This is a genomic window from Roseibium hamelinense (genome assembly GCF_007830545.1).
GTDB lineage: Bacteria > Pseudomonadota > Alphaproteobacteria > Rhizobiales > Stappiaceae > Roseibium > Roseibium hamelinense.
The window spans coordinates 598,781-613,086 of sequence record NZ_VLLF01000001.1 but is presented as its reverse complement, the minus strand read 5'-3'; the positions used below and the strand labels follow the sequence as shown (position 1 = coordinate 613,086).

Below are 14,306 nucleotides of genomic sequence, written 5' to 3'. Positions count from 1 at the left end.
TCCAATGGTGGGCGAGGCTCAGGAGTTAAGGAAGACGGAGGGCTGATTTTCCTGTTGATCGCACAAGCTGCCCGGAGTTTCGGCAACAGAAATTCGCTGGGAGTGGACCACCAGCCAAAAGAAGGTTTTTTCGGTTCAATTTCGCCGAAAAGGCAGATAAAAGCGCGCCATGACACATCATCACGACCGCCTCCTTATCATCGACTTTGGTTCGCAGGTGACCCAGCTGATCGCCCGGCGCCTGCGCGAGCTGAATGTCTACTGCGAAATCCACCCGTATCAGAATGTTACCGACGCGTTTTTGGCCGCGTTTGGGCCCAAGGCCGTGATCTTCTCCGGTGGACCGGATTCCGTAACGCGGGAAGGGTCTCCGCGCCCGCCGGAAAGCGTCTACAGTCTCGGCGTTCCGATCCTCGGGATCTGCTATGGCCAGCAAGTGATGATGCAGCAGCTGGGCGGCGAAGTGCATGGTGGCAAGATTTCCGGCGGGGGCGGCACCGCAGAATTCGGCCGCGCCTTCGTGACGCCTGCCGGGTCGGATCTTTCGATCCTGAACGGCTGGTTTGCAGGCGGCAGGGAACAGGTCTGGATGAGCCACGGCGATCACGTCGCCAAGCTCGCGCCTGGGTTCGAGGTTTTCGGCACTTCGCCAAACGCGCCTTACGCGATTACAGCGGACACCAGCCGGAATTTTTACGCCGTTCAGTTCCACCCGGAAGTGCACCACACACCGAACGGCAAGACGCTTTACGAAAATCTCGTCAAGCTGGCCGGTTTCACCGGTGACTGGACCATGGGCGCCTACAAGGACGATGCGATCGAGAAGATCCGTCAGCAGGTCGGCGACAAGAAAGTCATCTGTGGTCTGTCCGGCGGCGTTGACAGCTCTGTCGCTGCTGTCCTGATCCACGAGGCCATCGGTGATCAGCTCACCTGTGTGTTCGTCGACCACGGACTGATGCGGCTCAACGAGGCGGAAGAGGTCGTCTCGATGTTCCGGGACAACTACAACATCCCGCTGATCCACGCCGACGAAAGCGATCTGTTTCTCGGTGAACTGGACGGCCAGTCCGACCCGGAAACCAAGCGCAAGATTATTGGCAAGCTGTTCATTGACGTCTTCCAGAAACACGCCAATGAGATCGAGGGTGCTGAATTCCTGGCTCAGGGCACACTCTATCCGGACGTGATCGAGAGCGTCAGCTTCTCAGGTGGGCCTTCGGTGACGATCAAGTCGCACCACAATGTCGGCGGCCTGCCGGAAAAGATGGGCTTGAAACTGGTTGAACCTCTTCGCGAGCTGTTCAAGGACGAGGTGAGGGCGCTTGGCCGCGAACTCGGCCTGCCCGAGAGCTTCATTGGCCGGCATCCATTCCCGGGACCAGGCCTTGCCATCCGCTGTCCCGGCGAAATCACCCGCGACAAACTTGAGATCCTGCGCAAGGCGGACGCCGTCTACATCGATCAGATCCGCAAGCACGGCCTTTACGACGAGATCTGGCAGGCGTTTGTTGCGATTCTGCCGGTGCGCACGGTCGGTGTGATGGGCGATGGCCGGACTTACGATTACGCCTGCGCTCTGCGCGCTGTAACTTCCGTAGACGGAATGACCGCCGACTACTACCCGTTCAGCCATGAATTCCTAGGCGAGACGGCAACCCGGATCATCAACGAGGTCGAAGGCATCAACCGTGTGACCTACGACATCACCTCGAAACCTCCGGGCACGATCGAGTGGGAGTGACGCTCGCCCTTTTGCGCGGATAAGCTTGTCTCCCATGCGCATTGTCATCCTGACGGACAACTCTGACCGGCATTTCTACTTCTGCAACAAGATCATCGCAGAAACGGGAGGCGTTGTCGGGGTTGTGACCGGCGGTAAGGAGATCCGCCGGTCCGCTGCAGAGGAGTTTAAACGGGCTTGGGGACGGCATTTCGCTCGGACAGTCCAAAAACGCGTTTTTCAAGTCCTCTACAAAAACGCCGGTCTCACAGTGAAGGCTGAAAAGAAGCGGGCGGAAAAAGCGGCGTTTGGCGGAGAAACGCAGCGTTTTGCGGACCGTTACAACCACCTTCACCTTGCAGCAGTCGGACCGGACGACAGATCGATCAATGACGCGCGCTTTGTTGAGCTCGTCCGCGCCCAAAAACCGGATCTGATCGTCGTCATGGGCACCTGTTTGATCGGGCGCCGGTTGATGGACTGCGCCCCGCTTGTGCTCAACATGCACACGGGTTTGTCACCCTATTATCGCGGCGGGCGAACCAATTTCTGGCCTTTCGTTGAGGGCGAACCAGGGTATTTCGGGGTGACGATCCACAAGATGTCCGGGGGCATAGACGCGGGCGATATTCTCCATAGCCGCCGTATAGCGGTATCGGCAGGCGATGATTTTGGAACCATCAATTCACGGGCGATTGTTACCGGGACGGACCTGATGATTGATGTGATCCGGCGCGTTTCAGACGGTTCTGCCGCGTTCTTGCCGCAATGGACTTGCGGCAGGCTGTACTTTGACAAGGATTGGGATTTCCGAAAGGCTTCCGTCTATCTGAGAAACCGGGACCGGGTGGTTCAGGCAGCAATCGCGCAACAGGACGATGGCGGTGCCAGTGACATCGCGACCGTCGACAACGGGAAGCAAGTGTTTGGCTGACGGATCAGTAAATCGCAGCTTTTCGCATGTCCTGCTGTACCATGGCGCCTACGCAAGGGTACCGGCCGAACTCGGCAGCAGTCTTCACAATGTGACGCCTGATGCGCTTTTCCGGCAGCTGGAGTGGATGAAACAGCACTTTGATGTGGTGCGGCTCGACGACCTGCTGAACATGGAGGACCGGCGCGGCACGGTCTCGGTCACATTTGACGATGCTTACAAAAGCGTCTTCGATGAAGCCCTGCCGGTTCTGGAAACCTTGCAGGTTCCCGCAACTGTTTTTGTGATCGGTTGTACCTTGTCGGGTGACATTTTCTGGCGCGACAAAGTCAGGCTTTTGATCAGTGCCGGTCATGTCGAACGATTTGTTGACTGGGCCGAAGCCTTTTGCGCGGCAAATGGCATCACAAAGGGAAATTTTTACAAGCGCAGCAAAGATCCAGCGGTCGATAGCCGGAAGATCGATGATTTGATGGCAGACTTCCTGACGGCGTTCGGAAACACGCAAGAGGATGTCACTCGTTTTTGTGTCGATGCCGGAACAGATCTTCCGCGCCATGAACTTCTTGCCTACGGAAATCACAGCTTAAACCACTATGTGTTTTCGTCGCTCCAAAACGCTGTCCAGCGAGATCAGATACAAGCGAACAAAGAGGTTTTGGCGCGCATGAACCTGCCGGTCTCGGACGTGTTTTCCATACCGTTTGGCGGCTTGGACACGTTTACGCCTCATACGCTCAGGTGTATCGGCGACAGCGGGTACCGGGCAGCCCTTTTGTCGCGTGGCCGGTTAAATGCGCAAAATACCGGCGCCTTGGCAAAACTGAGCGGTTTTCCGGTCATTGAAAGATATATGCCGCCTGGAACCCTTGCCGAGTTTCAGCATCAAGTCTCTGTTTTGGAAAAAGCCGCCTTGGGCTAAGTCTCTTGGGAGCAAAACAGGCTATCGAGCGCAGGAAATGCACATGGCTGCCGCCGGATCGATTTCGAGACGCTTGTCGGCAATGTCATCTCCACATTCAACGCAACATCCGTAATCGCCGTCCTCAAGCCGTTTAAGTGCCGCGTCGATGCGCTGGATTTCAGTCCGTCTCTGCCGTTCGGAAGCCTGTGCCATGGCCTGCCCCTGCAACGCATCCATCCGGGACAAGCGGCCGACAGATTGCTGATCGAGGGCGACCGGCTCCCGCGACGTAGCGGAGAGGTTGCTGATATCTTCCAGCTCGCGTCTCAAAGCATGCAGTTTGTCCCGTATGAGTTTGTCTGTGAGCGCCATTTTTCCTCCCTGTTCCGGATTTTTACGTAAGGTTCGAAAAATGGAAAGGGATTGGCAACACATTTCGGGAACACTTGGCAACTGAAAGCAGTCTTCTTCTCGCACAGGCGAGGGGGCGGATCAGGAGATGCCAGGTGCAAACGCGGGAAAACACAGCCTATAGCGGACTTACCGAACTCCTGAATGTTGAAGCGTCCATGCGCGGATACAATGCGTTTATCGTCAATCACTTCGTACGCGAGTTGTCCGGCTGTCGGAAAGTGGCCGATTTTGGAGCAGGGATTGGTACCTTGGCCGAGATCTTTGCCGACAAGACAGGTCGTTTGCCATCTTGTGTTGAGATCGATGAGACGAACAAAGCGATTCTCGGCCAGCGCGGATTTCCGGTCTATGACACGATCGACGCGATGCCGGATGGTCTGGATGGTTTTTTCAGCTCCAACGTTCTTGAGCACATTGAGGATGATGTGTCCGTTTTGAAGCAAATGCATGCAAAGCTTGCGCCCGGCGGCAAGGTCGCGCTCTATTTGCCTGCGTTTCAGGTGCTTTACTCCGGATTAGACGAGAGCGTTGGCCATTACCGCCGGTATGGCCGCAAGGAAATCTGTTCAAAGCTCAAGCAAGCTGGCTTCCAGGTGAACAAGGTCCGGTTTGTCGACTGCATCGGCTTCTTTGCATCTCTTTTGGTTCGGTTTTGGGGCTACAATCCGCAAGACGGTTTGGGCAGCCAGGCATCGCTGAATTTCTACGACAAGTTCGTGTTTCCGGTAAGCCGCGAAATCGATGCGCTTGGCCTTCGCATGCTGTTCGGTAAAAACATATTGGTTATTGCCGAAAAACCAGCCTAACCGGGATTCCGTCACGCGTGTGTTCGCCTCGGTCCGCCATGCGTTGAACTAAGCTGACAGCTTCGTGATTTTCGCCCATAAGCGCGCCGATGCACATTGGTGCCTTGAGCGGTGCAGGAGGTTTGCGTGATCCACTTATTGAAAGCCGGAGTGTTTGCCATTTCACTTGTTGTGAGCGTGGTTCCCGCAGCGGGGGGGGAAGTTGAAATCGTTGATGCCAAAGCCTCTTCAAGCGGCGGAACGTGGCGCTTTTCGGTCACGCTCAAACACGGCGACACCGGCTGGGATCACTATGCGGACCTGTGGCAGGTCATCGGTCCAGAAGGTCAGGTGCTCGGCGAACGCATTCTTTTGCATCCCCATGTAGAAGAACAGCCTTTCACGCGAGCCTTGTCCGGCGTCGCGATCCCCGATGGGATTTCAGAGGTCAAGATTCGAGCGCGCGACAGCGTTCACGGCTTTTCGGATCAGGAATATACCGTCCGTCTCGACTGACTATCAGGTCAAGTTGTGTGACGACTTTAAAACAATATATTTCAATAAATAATGCGGCTATTTTCAATAAGAACTTCAGTTTGAAGACTTGCTCTATTCCCGGATACGCAGAGTTTATTGACCCACGAAGGCCAGCACCCCATCTGCCACGAACTGTACTGAAAGAGCGGCAAGCAGAACCCCCAGTAGCCGGGTAATGACCAACTGCGCCGTTTCACCGAGCATGCGTTCAATCCGTTCAGCGGCGAGGAATGCGAGCAGGCACAGGCCAAGGATCACCAGAATCACACCTCCCAGGCCGGCATAGGCCACAGTGTCCGGTGCCTGGCTTGACAGCAGAATAATCGCCGAGATCGCTGCTGGGCCGGCAATCAGCGGGATCGCAAGCGGAAATATGGCAATTTCATTGATCGTACCATGATGCGATTCGACCGACTCGACGGCCTTTTCCGCGGTTTCGGTTTTCCGCTCTTGTCTTTTGCCGAACACCATCTCGATTGCGATGATGAACAGAAGGATCCCGCCTGCAACCCGGAAGGCGGAGACGGAAATACCGAGAATGTTCAAAACCGTCTGGCCAGACACGTAAAACACCAGCAAAATCAATGCGCCTGTGACCGTCGCACGGATCGCAACCCGCCGGCGGTCTTGTGTCGACATTCCAGCCGAAACGGCCAGGAACATGGGCGCCAGCCCGACGGGATCGATGGTGACGAACAGGGTTGCAAAGGCGTTGATGAAGAAGTCGGTCATGGGTCCCGCAAGGTCAGAAAACAGCCGGTTTTGCCGCCGGTTTTACGTCAATTAGCCGGTTTTGGGCAGCTCGCAGGGCAAATCAATTTGGCTACCTGTGAATAGTCCGTGTAAGTCACTGAAATACCGATATAATTAGACGGTTAGAAAAGACGCGCGGATTTGGTGAGCCATCCGGAATCGGATATAAGGGAGCCAGCAATAACAAAGAAATGAGTGTCTCCTTGGCAGACCAGGATAACAGCACACCGTCAGGCGCTTCGCCCTCCGACATCAAGCCGATCTCAATCGTCGACGAAATGAAAGCGAGCTATCTCGATTACGCCATGAGCGTGATCGTTTCACGCGCGCTTCCGGACGTTCGGGACGGACTGAAACCGGTCCATCGCCGCATTCTGTATTCGATGAATGAAAACGGCTATGAATGGAACAAGCCGTACCGCAAGTCCGCACGCGTGGTCGGCGATGTGATCGGTAAATACCACCCGCATGGTGACAGCGCGATCTACGAAGCGCTTGTCCGCATGGCGCAGCCGTTTTCTCTTAGGCTGCCACTGATCGACGGCCAGGGCAATTTCGGCTCGGTTGACGGCGATCCCGCGGCGGCCATGCGCTACACCGAGTGCCGGCTGCAAAAAGTCTCCCACAAGCTTCTGGATGACATCGACAAGGATACCGTCAATTTCCAGGACAACTACGACAACTCCGAGACCGAACCGGTCGTTCTGCCGGCCAAATTTCCAAACCTGCTTGTCAATGGCGCCGGCGGCATTGCGGTCGGCATGGCGACGAACATTCCGCCGCACAATCTGGGCGAAGTGATCGACGCGGCAATCGCGATCATGGACAATCCGGCCATTACGCTGCCTGAGCTGATGGACATTGTCCCGGGGCCTGATTTCCCGACGGGCGCGATGATCCTTGGACGCTCCGGCATTCGCTCCGCATATGAGACCGGGCGTGGTTCGGTCGTAATGCGGGCCAAGGTCGACGTAGAGGAGGTCCGCAAGGACCGCAATGCGCTGATTGTCACGGAGATCCCGTATCAGGTCAACAAATCGACCATGATCGAGAAAATCGCCGAACTGGTCCGCGACAAGCGTGTCGAGGGCATTTCGGACATTCGCGATGAAAGTGACCGGTCCGGCATGCGGGTGGTAATCGAGCTCAAGCGCGATGCGGTGCCGGATGTTGTCCTGAACCAGCTTTACCGTTTCTCGCAGCTGCAGACCTCCTTCGGCTGCAACATTGTTGCGCTGAACGGCGGCAAGCCGGAGCAAATGAACCTGTCGGACATGTTGAAGGCTTTTGTTGCCTTCCGCGAAGAGGTTGTCGGCCGCCGCACACGCTTTCTTTTGAAAAAGGCGCGCGACCGGGCTCATATTTTGGTCGGGCTCGGTATTGCCGTTGCCAATATCGATGAAGTCATCCAGCTGATCCGAACGGCTCCGGATCCGGCAACTGCCCGCCGGCAACTGATGGAACGCAACTGGCCGGCCAAGGATGTCGAGCCGCTGATCCAGCTGATCGACGATCCGCGCCACATGGTCCAAGCGGACGGCACCTACAAACTGTCCGAGGAGCAGGCCCGCGCCATTCTGGATCTGAGGCTCCAGCGCCTGACGGCTCTCGGCCGCGATGAAATCGATGATGAACTGAAGAAAATCGGCTCTGAAATCTCCGACTATCTGGACATTTTGCGCTCGCGTGCCCGCATTCAGGACATCATCCGCACCGAGCTGACCGAGATCAAGGACGAGTTTGCAACCCCGCGCCGCACGGAAATCACCGAGGGCGGTGCCGATTTCGACGATGAAGACCTGATCCAGCGCGAAGACATGGTCGTGACCGTGTCCCACAACGGCTACATCAAACGCGTGCCGCTCGCGACCTATCGCGCGCAGCGCCGGGGGGGCAAGGGCCGCTCCGGCATGGCGACAAAGGACGAGGATTTCGTCACGCGCCTGTTCGTCGCCAACACCCATACGCCCGTGCTGTTCTTCTCGTCGCGCGGCATTTGCTACAAGATGAAGGTCTGGAAGCTGCCGCTTGGCGGTCCGACCTCGCGCGGCAAGGCGCTCGTCAACATGCTGCCGCTGCAGCAGGGCGAGCAGATCAGCTCCATTTTGCCGCTGCCCGAGGATGAGGACAGCTGGGCAAATCTCGATGTCATGTTTGCCACGGTGCGCGGCACCGTGCGCCGGAACAAGTTGTCCGATTTCGTTCAGATCAACCGCAACGGCAAGATCGCCATGAAACTGGAAGACGGCGACGGTATTGTTGGCGTGGACACCTGTTCCGAGCATGACGATGTGATGCTGACCACGGCCTCTGGCCAGTGCATCCGATTCCCCGTGCCGGATGTGCGTGTGTTCTCCGGCCGCAACTCCGTTGGTGTCCGGGGCATTCGCTTGGCGGATGACGACAAGGTCATTTCCATGCAGATCCTGCACCATATTGACGTAACCGCCGAAGAGCGGGCGGCCTATCTCAAGCTGTCCCGGGCCATGCGCGGCGAAGCCGATGAAAACGGCAACGGCGCGGATGAAGACGGTGTTGTTGCCGGCGATCTGCCGCAGGAACGGTATGCCGAAATGAGCGCGGCCGAGCAGATTATCCTGACGATCTCGGAAAACGGCTACGGCAAACGGACGTCCTCCTTCGAATACCGGGTGACCGGCCGCGGCGGCAAGGGCATTACGGCCATGGCCGTGAACGACCGCAATGGGGAGTTGGTGGCGTCGTTCCCGGTTGAAGAGAGCGATCAGATCATGCTGGTCACCAATGGCGGGCAACTGATCCGCTGTCCGGTTGGCGGCATCCGGATCGCGGGCCGCGCGACCCAGGGTGTGATAGTCTTCAAAACGGCAAAGGACGAAAAGGTTGTTGCTGTCGAAGGGATTAGTGAGGTCGATGAGGACGAGGATCTGGAAGGGGCAGAAGGTGAGGCACCGGAAGGTGAAGCGCCACAGGATGGGGCTCCTGACGGCGGCGACGCGCCGAACGCTCCCGGCGACGATACCCCGGAAGACTGATCTTCAGTCAAGCCTTTAACGACAACAGCGGCCAGGTTTACCTGGAGCCGCTGTTTGCCGTTCTGGGGAGGAAGGTCGTCTTACAGTTCGGAAGCCGGAAAGCGGCTCAAAATAGTTTCGTTAACGGTCGGAGTGGCTTGCTCGACGGTAACGAATTGCACGTGGCGTACGTTTTGCGCGCCGGAAAGTGCCGCGGCACAGTCCGTGCTCCATGCGCCCCATGCCTGACCTTCGCAGAGGTTTCTAGCTGGGATTGATGCGGCCATAGCGGACTTCGTTGCGATGTTGCCCTGTGTCTCGGCAACGCCTGCATTGGAAGCGCTCATGGAGCTGGCCGGCTGAAGTGTTGCGAAAATCACCATGAGGCTCATCAGGAATGCGCTTGCCAGAATAACAGCGACCTGAAGAAAACCAGCAGGATGGGTTGTTGCTGATGCACTGCCAAATGCGTCGGTTGCCTGACGTTGAACTTTGGCGTCGTGATGTGAACGGTCGAAGCTCATGGGTCTCTCCTTCAAGGCTCGTTGCCCTTCGTTGATGAGATCGTTTTCTCATTGTTTTGGCCAGAAAACCGTGATCGGCATCACACTATGCACGCATTCGGTCCGGGGGCGTTTTCCAGAGTGCTGAACTGCGACCTTGTTCGCGAGCGCGTGGCAGAGTAGGAAAACCTCATGACTCGCATCGCGCTTTATCCCGGATCATTCGATCCAGTCACAAACGGCCATGTCGATATTCTTCGTCAATCGCTTGCATTGGCGGACAAGGTGGTCGTCGCCATCGGGATTCATCCCGGAAAAACACCACTGTTCAGCTTTGAAGAACGAGTCGATTTGATTCATGCGTCCGCTGATGAACAGTTTCCGGCCGAAGACGCCCGGCGGATCGAGGTGATTTCGTTTTCAAACCTCGTCATCGACACGGCCCGTGAACAAGGTGCTGCCTACCTCGTGCGCGGTCTGCGCGACGGCACCGACCTCGACTACGAAATGCAGATGGCCGGCATGAACGGAACGTTGGAGCCTCATATCCGTACGGTTTTCCTGCCTGCGTCCCCGAGCGTACGCCACATCACCGCCACCCTTGTCCGGCAGATCGCGAAAATGGGCGGCGATATCACCGCTTTTGTACCGGAAAGCGTGGCGGACCCCTTACGCCGCCGCGCGGCCAAGTAGCCGCCGCGCATCAGCAACGTATTCATCCACATGAAAGATGGAGCATCCCTGTGACACGATTTCTCACCTTGTTTGCGGTGGTTGCGGCCTTTGTGCTGTTGCCGTTCACCGCTATGGCTCAGGACCTTGACCCTGAAAACACCCTATATCTCGACTTGAAGGACGGCCGGGTGACGATCCAACTGCGCCCGGATCTGGCACCGAACCACGTGGCGCGGATCAAGGACCTGACCCGCGAAGGCTTCTATGACGGCATTGTCTTCCACCGTGTGATTGACGGCTTCATGGCCCAAACGGGCGACCCGACCGGAACCGGCATGGGCGGGTCGGACAAGGCGGATCTGAAGGCGGAATTCAACAATGCACCATTCAAGCGCGGTGCTCTGGGCATGGCGCGTGCAGGAGATCCCGACAGCGCGAATTCCCAGTTTTTCATCATGTTTGCCGATGGCGACTGGCTGAACGGAAAATACACCGTTTGGGGCGAGGTGGTTGACGGGATGGAGCATGTTGATGCTATCACCCGCGGGGAACCGCCCGCGAACCCGGACAAGATCATCAAAATGCAGGTTGCAGCCGACGCTGCCTGACCGATACGACAACACCTTCCCAGAGTTTGGAGACAGCCGACATGGCAGATATCAAAGATCCTGAAAACACCTTGCTTATGGAAACCACTCAAGGCCCGGTGGTCATTGAGATGAAACCGGACCTTGCCCCGAACCACGTGGCGCGGATCAAGGAACTGGTGCGTGAAGGGTTTTATGACGGGATCGTTTTTCACCGCGTAATCGACGGCTTTATGGCGCAAACAGGCTGTCCGAATGGAACCGGAACAGGTGGTTCCGGTCAGAAACTGAAAGCAGAGTTCAACAAGGCGAACCACAAGCGCGGCGTCTGTTCCATGGCGCGCGCTCAAAACCCGGATTCTGGCGACAGCCAGTTCTTCATCTGCTTTGCCGATGCCTCTTTCCTCGACGGCCAGTACACTGTCTGGGGCGAGGTGCTCGAAGGCATGGACAATGTCGACAAGATCAAGCGCGGCGAGCCGGTTGTCGACCCGGACAAGATCACCTCGTTGAAGGTCGCTGCCGACGCGGCCTGATTGGTGGTGACTGGTCGAAATCTTCGGCGCTCCGGGCAACCCCGGGGCGCCTTTCTTGTTTGCCCGCCCCTTTATGCCGGATTGGGTTGACCGTTAAAGGCGCTCCGTCTAAGAGCCGTGCGACCTGCCTGAAGCACGGTAAAGCCTGCGCTCGGCAAATCCTTTCTCTTAATGACCCGGATAGCATGGCTCGATGCGCGTAGATCTGTTTGATTTCGACCTGCCGAATGAACGCATTGCGTTGAGGCCCGCCCGCCCGCGGGACAGTGCCCGCATGCTCGTTGTCCGGCCTGAGGGGTCGTTAGCTGGAGCGCCGGACCTTCAGGATAGGGGCGTTCGAGATCTGCCAAATCTTCTGGAGCCTGGCGACGCGCTGGTTTTCAACGATACCAAGGTGATCCCGGCGCAGCTTGAGGGAACACGCACGCGCGGCGACGCGGTTGCCAATATCAGTGCCACGTTGCATCTGCGGGCATCCGGCGACACGTGGTGGGCCTTCGTCCGCCCGGCCAAAAAGCTGCAAACCGGCGATAAAGTGGTGTTCAAAGGCGCAGAAGGCGCGGAACTTGCCGCAAACGTCTTGGAAAAAGGCGATGCCGGGGACGTCCTGTTGCGCTTTGACGAAAAAGGTCCAGTCCTGGACGCTGCAATCGCGGCTGTCGGTCACATTCCGTTGCCGCCTTACATTGCCCAAAAGCGCGGCGAGGACGCGCAGGACCGTGAAGACTACCAGACCGTTTATGCAGAGAAGGATGGCGCGGTTGCTGCCCCGACAGCCGGCCTTCATTTCACGCCGGAACTCCTGGACGCCCTCGATCAACGCGGGATCGAACGGCACATCGTCACGCTGCATGTGGGGGCGGGGACGTTCCTGCCGGTCAAGAGCGACGAGACCGAAGACCACAAGATGCATGCCGAATGGGGTGAAGTGACAGCAGAAACTGCGACCGCCCTTAAGGCGGTTCAGGCGCGCGGCAACAAGGTGGTTGCGGTTGGCACCACATCCCTTCGGATCCTGGAAAGCGCTGCGCAGGGTGATACCGGGCTTGAGCCGTTCCGCGGCGAGACGTCGATCTTCATCACACCTGGATACCGGTTCAGGGCGATTGACGGACTGATGACGAATTTCCACCTGCCGCGCTCAACCTTGTTCATGCTGGTTTCGGCGTTCAGCGGCCTGGAAACCATGCAACGGGCCTATGCCCATGCGATTGAGACAGACTACCGGTTTTACAGCTATGGAGATTCGTCCCTGCTGTTCCCGGCTGAAACGGCTGCCAGAGGTTAAACACATGACAAATCAGACCCAAAAGCCGTTTTCGTTCAAGCTTTTAAAAACCGACGGGCTGGCGCGGCGCGGTGAGATCACAACGCCGCACGGTACGGTCCGAACCCCGACCTTTATGCCGGTGGGCACGCAGGCCACCGTCAAGGCGATGTATCCCGGGCAGGTGCGTGAGACGGGCGCGGATGTGGTCCTCGGCAATACCTATCATCTGATGCTCCGCCCGACGGCCGAACGCGTTGATCGGCTCGGCGGACTGCACACCTTCATGAACTGGCCACACACCATCCTCACCGACAGTGGTGGGTTTCAGGTCATGTCCCTGGCGCAGCTGAGAAAACTGGATGAAGACGGTGTCCGGTTCCAAAGCCATATCGATGGCCAGAAGTATCACCTGACGCCGGAACGGTCTGTCGAGATCCAGGGCTTGCTCGGATCGGACATCCAGATGCAGCTGGATGAATGCATCAAACTGCCAAGCCCGGAAGAAGAAGTTCAGCGGGCGATGGAGCTGTCCTTGAGATGGGCGGAACGCTCACGTGTGCAGTTCGAAAAGATGGGCGGTCCCGCCAAGGGGCAGGGGCTTTATGGTATTGTCCAGGGCGGCGATGTTCCGCATCTGCGCGTGCGCTCGGCCGAAGAACTGGCAAAGATGCCGTTTGAAGGCTATTCCGTCGGAGGGCTCGCGGTCGGAGAACCCCAGGATGTCATGCTCAAGATGCTCGAGGTCACAACTCCGGTCATGCCGGCGGACAAGCCGCGCTATCTGATGGGCGTTGGCACGCCGGACGATTTGCTTGAGAGCGTTGCGCGCGGGATCGACCAATTCGACTGTGTCATGCCCACACGGGCGGGTCGCCATGGCCTGGCTTACACTCGCTTTGGCAAGGTCAACCTGAAGAACGCGCGCCATATGGATGATCCGCGTCCGCTGGACGCGGAAAGCGCGTGTCCGGCGGCAAGCAGCTACAGCCGGGCCTATCTGCATCATCTCGTGCGCGCAAACGAAGCTTTGGCAGCCATGTTGCTTACCTGGAACAACCTTGCCTACTACCAGTTCCTGATGCAGGGCATGCGTGATGCCATTGACGAGGGACGGTTCGAATATTTCCGTCTCAAGACCAAGGCAGATTGGGCAAAGGGCGACATCGCCGCCCTTTGACTTCTGAGATCAGGCGGCCACGCCTGGAGATTTTGTCAAATAGCATCCTGATATGCGCCAAGAGCCGTCTTCCTGCAGTTCAAAGCTGTAAAGCGCCAGCCATGAACCGCCTTTGGGGCCGGTGACATATACTTCCTGCATGGGCCCATGCGGCGTATCGCGCGTACTGCCGAATGTGACAGACTGCGGACGGTACACGGGCTGATAACCCTGCTTGACCATCTGCATGAAAAACTCGGGATTTTGAAACCGCTGCTGAAGGGAGCGCGTTGCAAACGAATAGGCAGCTGCAGCATCGCCGCGCTGAAAGGCGTTCATCTGGTTCTTGATGATCTTCTGAAAGGCCGCGCCATCTCCGGCGGTTTGAGCGGAAGCGCTGCCCGCTGCAAAGATCATTGCCCCGAATACCCAAAGGCAGAAAGTCAGGACCCGCATTCTGGTTTCTCCTTTTCACTGTTTCCGATCAATACTACGCGAAAATACGGTGAAAGGATCTTTGATATTACGATCAAGGG

At 57.4% G+C, this 14,306-nt stretch carries 15 protein-coding genes; 11 read left to right on the top strand and 4 right to left on the bottom strand.

Annotation, left to right across the window (positions count from 1 at the left end; translation table 11 throughout):
* Positions 1-169: 169 nt before the first annotated feature.
* The 3 genes from guaA to JM93_RS02925 are packed head-to-tail and all read left to right on the top strand — an operon-like array spanning position 170 to position 3,579.
* On the top strand, positions 170-1,744 hold the full coding sequence (guaA, locus tag JM93_RS02935) for a glutamine-hydrolyzing GMP synthase (RefSeq protein WP_145340550.1): 1,575 nt from the start codon (positions 170-172) through the stop codon (positions 1,742-1,744).
* 34 nt (positions 1,745-1,778) lie between these two features.
* Positions 1,779-2,657, top strand: coding sequence for a formyl transferase (locus tag JM93_RS02930; protein ID WP_145340549.1), 879 nt, complete (start codon positions 1,779-1,781; stop codon positions 2,655-2,657).
* Positions 2,650-3,579: a polysaccharide deacetylase family protein gene (locus tag JM93_RS02925; protein WP_170230491.1), complete on the top strand. Its 930-nt coding sequence runs from the start codon at positions 2,650-2,652 to the stop codon at positions 3,577-3,579. The genes JM93_RS02930 and JM93_RS02925 overlap by 8 nt, the downstream gene beginning before the upstream one ends.
* Positions 3,580-3,600: 21 nt before the next feature.
* Here the strand turns inward: JM93_RS02925 and JM93_RS02920 are convergent, their stop codons facing one another.
* Positions 3,601-3,933: a TraR/DksA family transcriptional regulator gene (locus JM93_RS02920; RefSeq protein ID WP_145340547.1), complete on the bottom strand. Its 333-nt coding sequence runs from the start codon at positions 3,931-3,933 to the stop codon at positions 3,601-3,603.
* 134 nt (positions 3,934-4,067) lie between these two features.
* On the opposite strand from JM93_RS02920, the gene JM93_RS02915 reads away from it, so the two are divergent.
* Together JM93_RS02915 and JM93_RS02910 are read left to right on the top strand one after the other, a co-directional pair.
* Positions 4,068-4,781 (top strand): class I SAM-dependent methyltransferase, encoded by a 714-nt coding sequence (locus tag JM93_RS02915; protein ID WP_145340546.1) that lies wholly within the window; start codon positions 4,068-4,070, stop codon positions 4,779-4,781.
* A 126-nt stretch (positions 4,782-4,907) separates the two neighbouring features.
* Positions 4,908-5,276 (top strand): hypothetical protein, encoded by a 369-nt coding sequence (locus tag JM93_RS02910; protein WP_208994885.1) that lies wholly within the window; start codon positions 4,908-4,910, stop codon positions 5,274-5,276.
* 114 nt (positions 5,277-5,390) lie between these two features.
* On the opposite strand, the gene JM93_RS02905 is transcribed toward JM93_RS02910, so the two are convergent.
* Complete coding sequence (locus tag JM93_RS02905; RefSeq protein ID WP_145340545.1) at positions 5,391-6,029, bottom strand: MarC family protein; 639 nt, start codon at positions 6,027-6,029, stop codon at positions 5,391-5,393.
* Between the two features lie 212 nt (positions 6,030-6,241).
* Between JM93_RS02905 and gyrA the strand changes: the two genes are divergently transcribed.
* Positions 6,242-9,064: a DNA gyrase subunit A gene (gyrA, locus tag JM93_RS02900; protein WP_145340544.1), complete on the top strand. Its 2,823-nt coding sequence runs from the start codon at positions 6,242-6,244 to the stop codon at positions 9,062-9,064.
* Between the two features lie 80 nt (positions 9,065-9,144).
* Here the strand turns inward: gyrA and JM93_RS02895 are convergent, their stop codons facing one another.
* Positions 9,145-9,567: a phosphopantetheine adenylyltransferase gene (locus tag JM93_RS02895; protein ID WP_145340543.1), complete on the bottom strand. Its 423-nt coding sequence runs from the start codon at positions 9,565-9,567 to the stop codon at positions 9,145-9,147.
* Positions 9,568-9,738: 171 nt separating this feature from the next.
* Between JM93_RS02895 and coaD the strand changes: the two genes are divergently transcribed.
* The 5 genes from coaD (at position 9,739) to tgt (ending at position 13,791) form a co-directional block, all read left to right on the top strand.
* Complete coding sequence (gene coaD, locus JM93_RS02890; RefSeq protein ID WP_145340542.1) at positions 9,739-10,239, top strand: pantetheine-phosphate adenylyltransferase; 501 nt, start codon at positions 9,739-9,741, stop codon at positions 10,237-10,239.
* Positions 10,240-10,352: 113 nt separating this feature from the next.
* Complete coding sequence (locus tag JM93_RS02885) at positions 10,353-10,829, top strand: peptidylprolyl isomerase (RefSeq protein ID WP_145341024.1); 477 nt, start codon at positions 10,353-10,355, stop codon at positions 10,827-10,829.
* Between the two features lie 41 nt (positions 10,830-10,870).
* The gene (locus tag JM93_RS02880) at positions 10,871-11,344 is read left to right on the top strand and encodes a peptidylprolyl isomerase (RefSeq protein WP_145340541.1); all 474 of its coding nucleotides are present in this window, start codon (positions 10,871-10,873) and stop codon (positions 11,342-11,344) included.
* Between the two features lie 193 nt (positions 11,345-11,537).
* Positions 11,538-12,632 (top strand): tRNA preQ1(34) S-adenosylmethionine ribosyltransferase-isomerase QueA, encoded by a 1,095-nt coding sequence (gene queA / locus JM93_RS02875; protein WP_145340540.1) that lies wholly within the window; start codon positions 11,538-11,540, stop codon positions 12,630-12,632.
* Positions 12,633-12,636: 4 nt separating this feature from the next.
* Positions 12,637-13,791 (top strand): tRNA guanosine(34) transglycosylase Tgt, encoded by a 1,155-nt coding sequence (gene tgt / locus JM93_RS02870; protein WP_145340539.1) that lies wholly within the window; start codon positions 12,637-12,639, stop codon positions 13,789-13,791.
* Between the two features lie 9 nt (positions 13,792-13,800).
* On the opposite strand, the gene JM93_RS02865 is transcribed toward tgt, so the two are convergent.
* Positions 13,801-14,226, bottom strand: coding sequence for a DUF4864 domain-containing protein (locus JM93_RS02865; protein WP_145340538.1), 426 nt, complete (start codon positions 14,224-14,226; stop codon positions 13,801-13,803).
* Between the last annotated feature and the right edge of the window lie 80 nt (positions 14,227-14,306).

Coding starts and splice junctions, on each gene's coding strand:
- guaA (WP_145340550.1), top strand. CDS start 170: ATGACACATCATCACGACCGCCTCCTTATCATCGACTTTGGTTCGCAG.
- JM93_RS02930 (WP_145340549.1), top strand. CDS start 1,779: ATGCGCATTGTCATCCTGACGGACAACTCTGACCGGCATTTCTACTTC.
- JM93_RS02920 (WP_145340547.1), bottom strand. CDS start 3,933: ATGGCGCTCACAGACAAACTCATACGGGACAAACTGCATGCTTTGAGA.
- JM93_RS02905 (WP_145340545.1), bottom strand. CDS start 6,029: ATGACCGACTTCTTCATCAACGCCTTTGCAACCCTGTTCGTCACCATC.
- gyrA (WP_145340544.1), top strand. CDS start 6,242: ATGAGTGTCTCCTTGGCAGACCAGGATAACAGCACACCGTCAGGCGCT.
- JM93_RS02895 (WP_145340543.1), bottom strand. CDS start 9,567: ATGAGCTTCGACCGTTCACATCACGACGCCAAAGTTCAACGTCAGGCA.
- coaD (WP_145340542.1), top strand. CDS start 9,739: ATGACTCGCATCGCGCTTTATCCCGGATCATTCGATCCAGTCACAAAC.
- JM93_RS02885 (WP_145341024.1), top strand. CDS start 10,353: ATGGCTCAGGACCTTGACCCTGAAAACACCCTATATCTCGACTTGAAG.
- JM93_RS02880 (WP_145340541.1), top strand. CDS start 10,871: ATGGCAGATATCAAAGATCCTGAAAACACCTTGCTTATGGAAACCACT.
- queA (WP_145340540.1), top strand. CDS start 11,538: ATGCGCGTAGATCTGTTTGATTTCGACCTGCCGAATGAACGCATTGCG.
- tgt (WP_145340539.1), top strand. CDS start 12,637: ATGACAAATCAGACCCAAAAGCCGTTTTCGTTCAAGCTTTTAAAAACC.
- JM93_RS02865 (WP_145340538.1), bottom strand. CDS start 14,226: ATGCGGGTCCTGACTTTCTGCCTTTGGGTATTCGGGGCAATGATCTTT.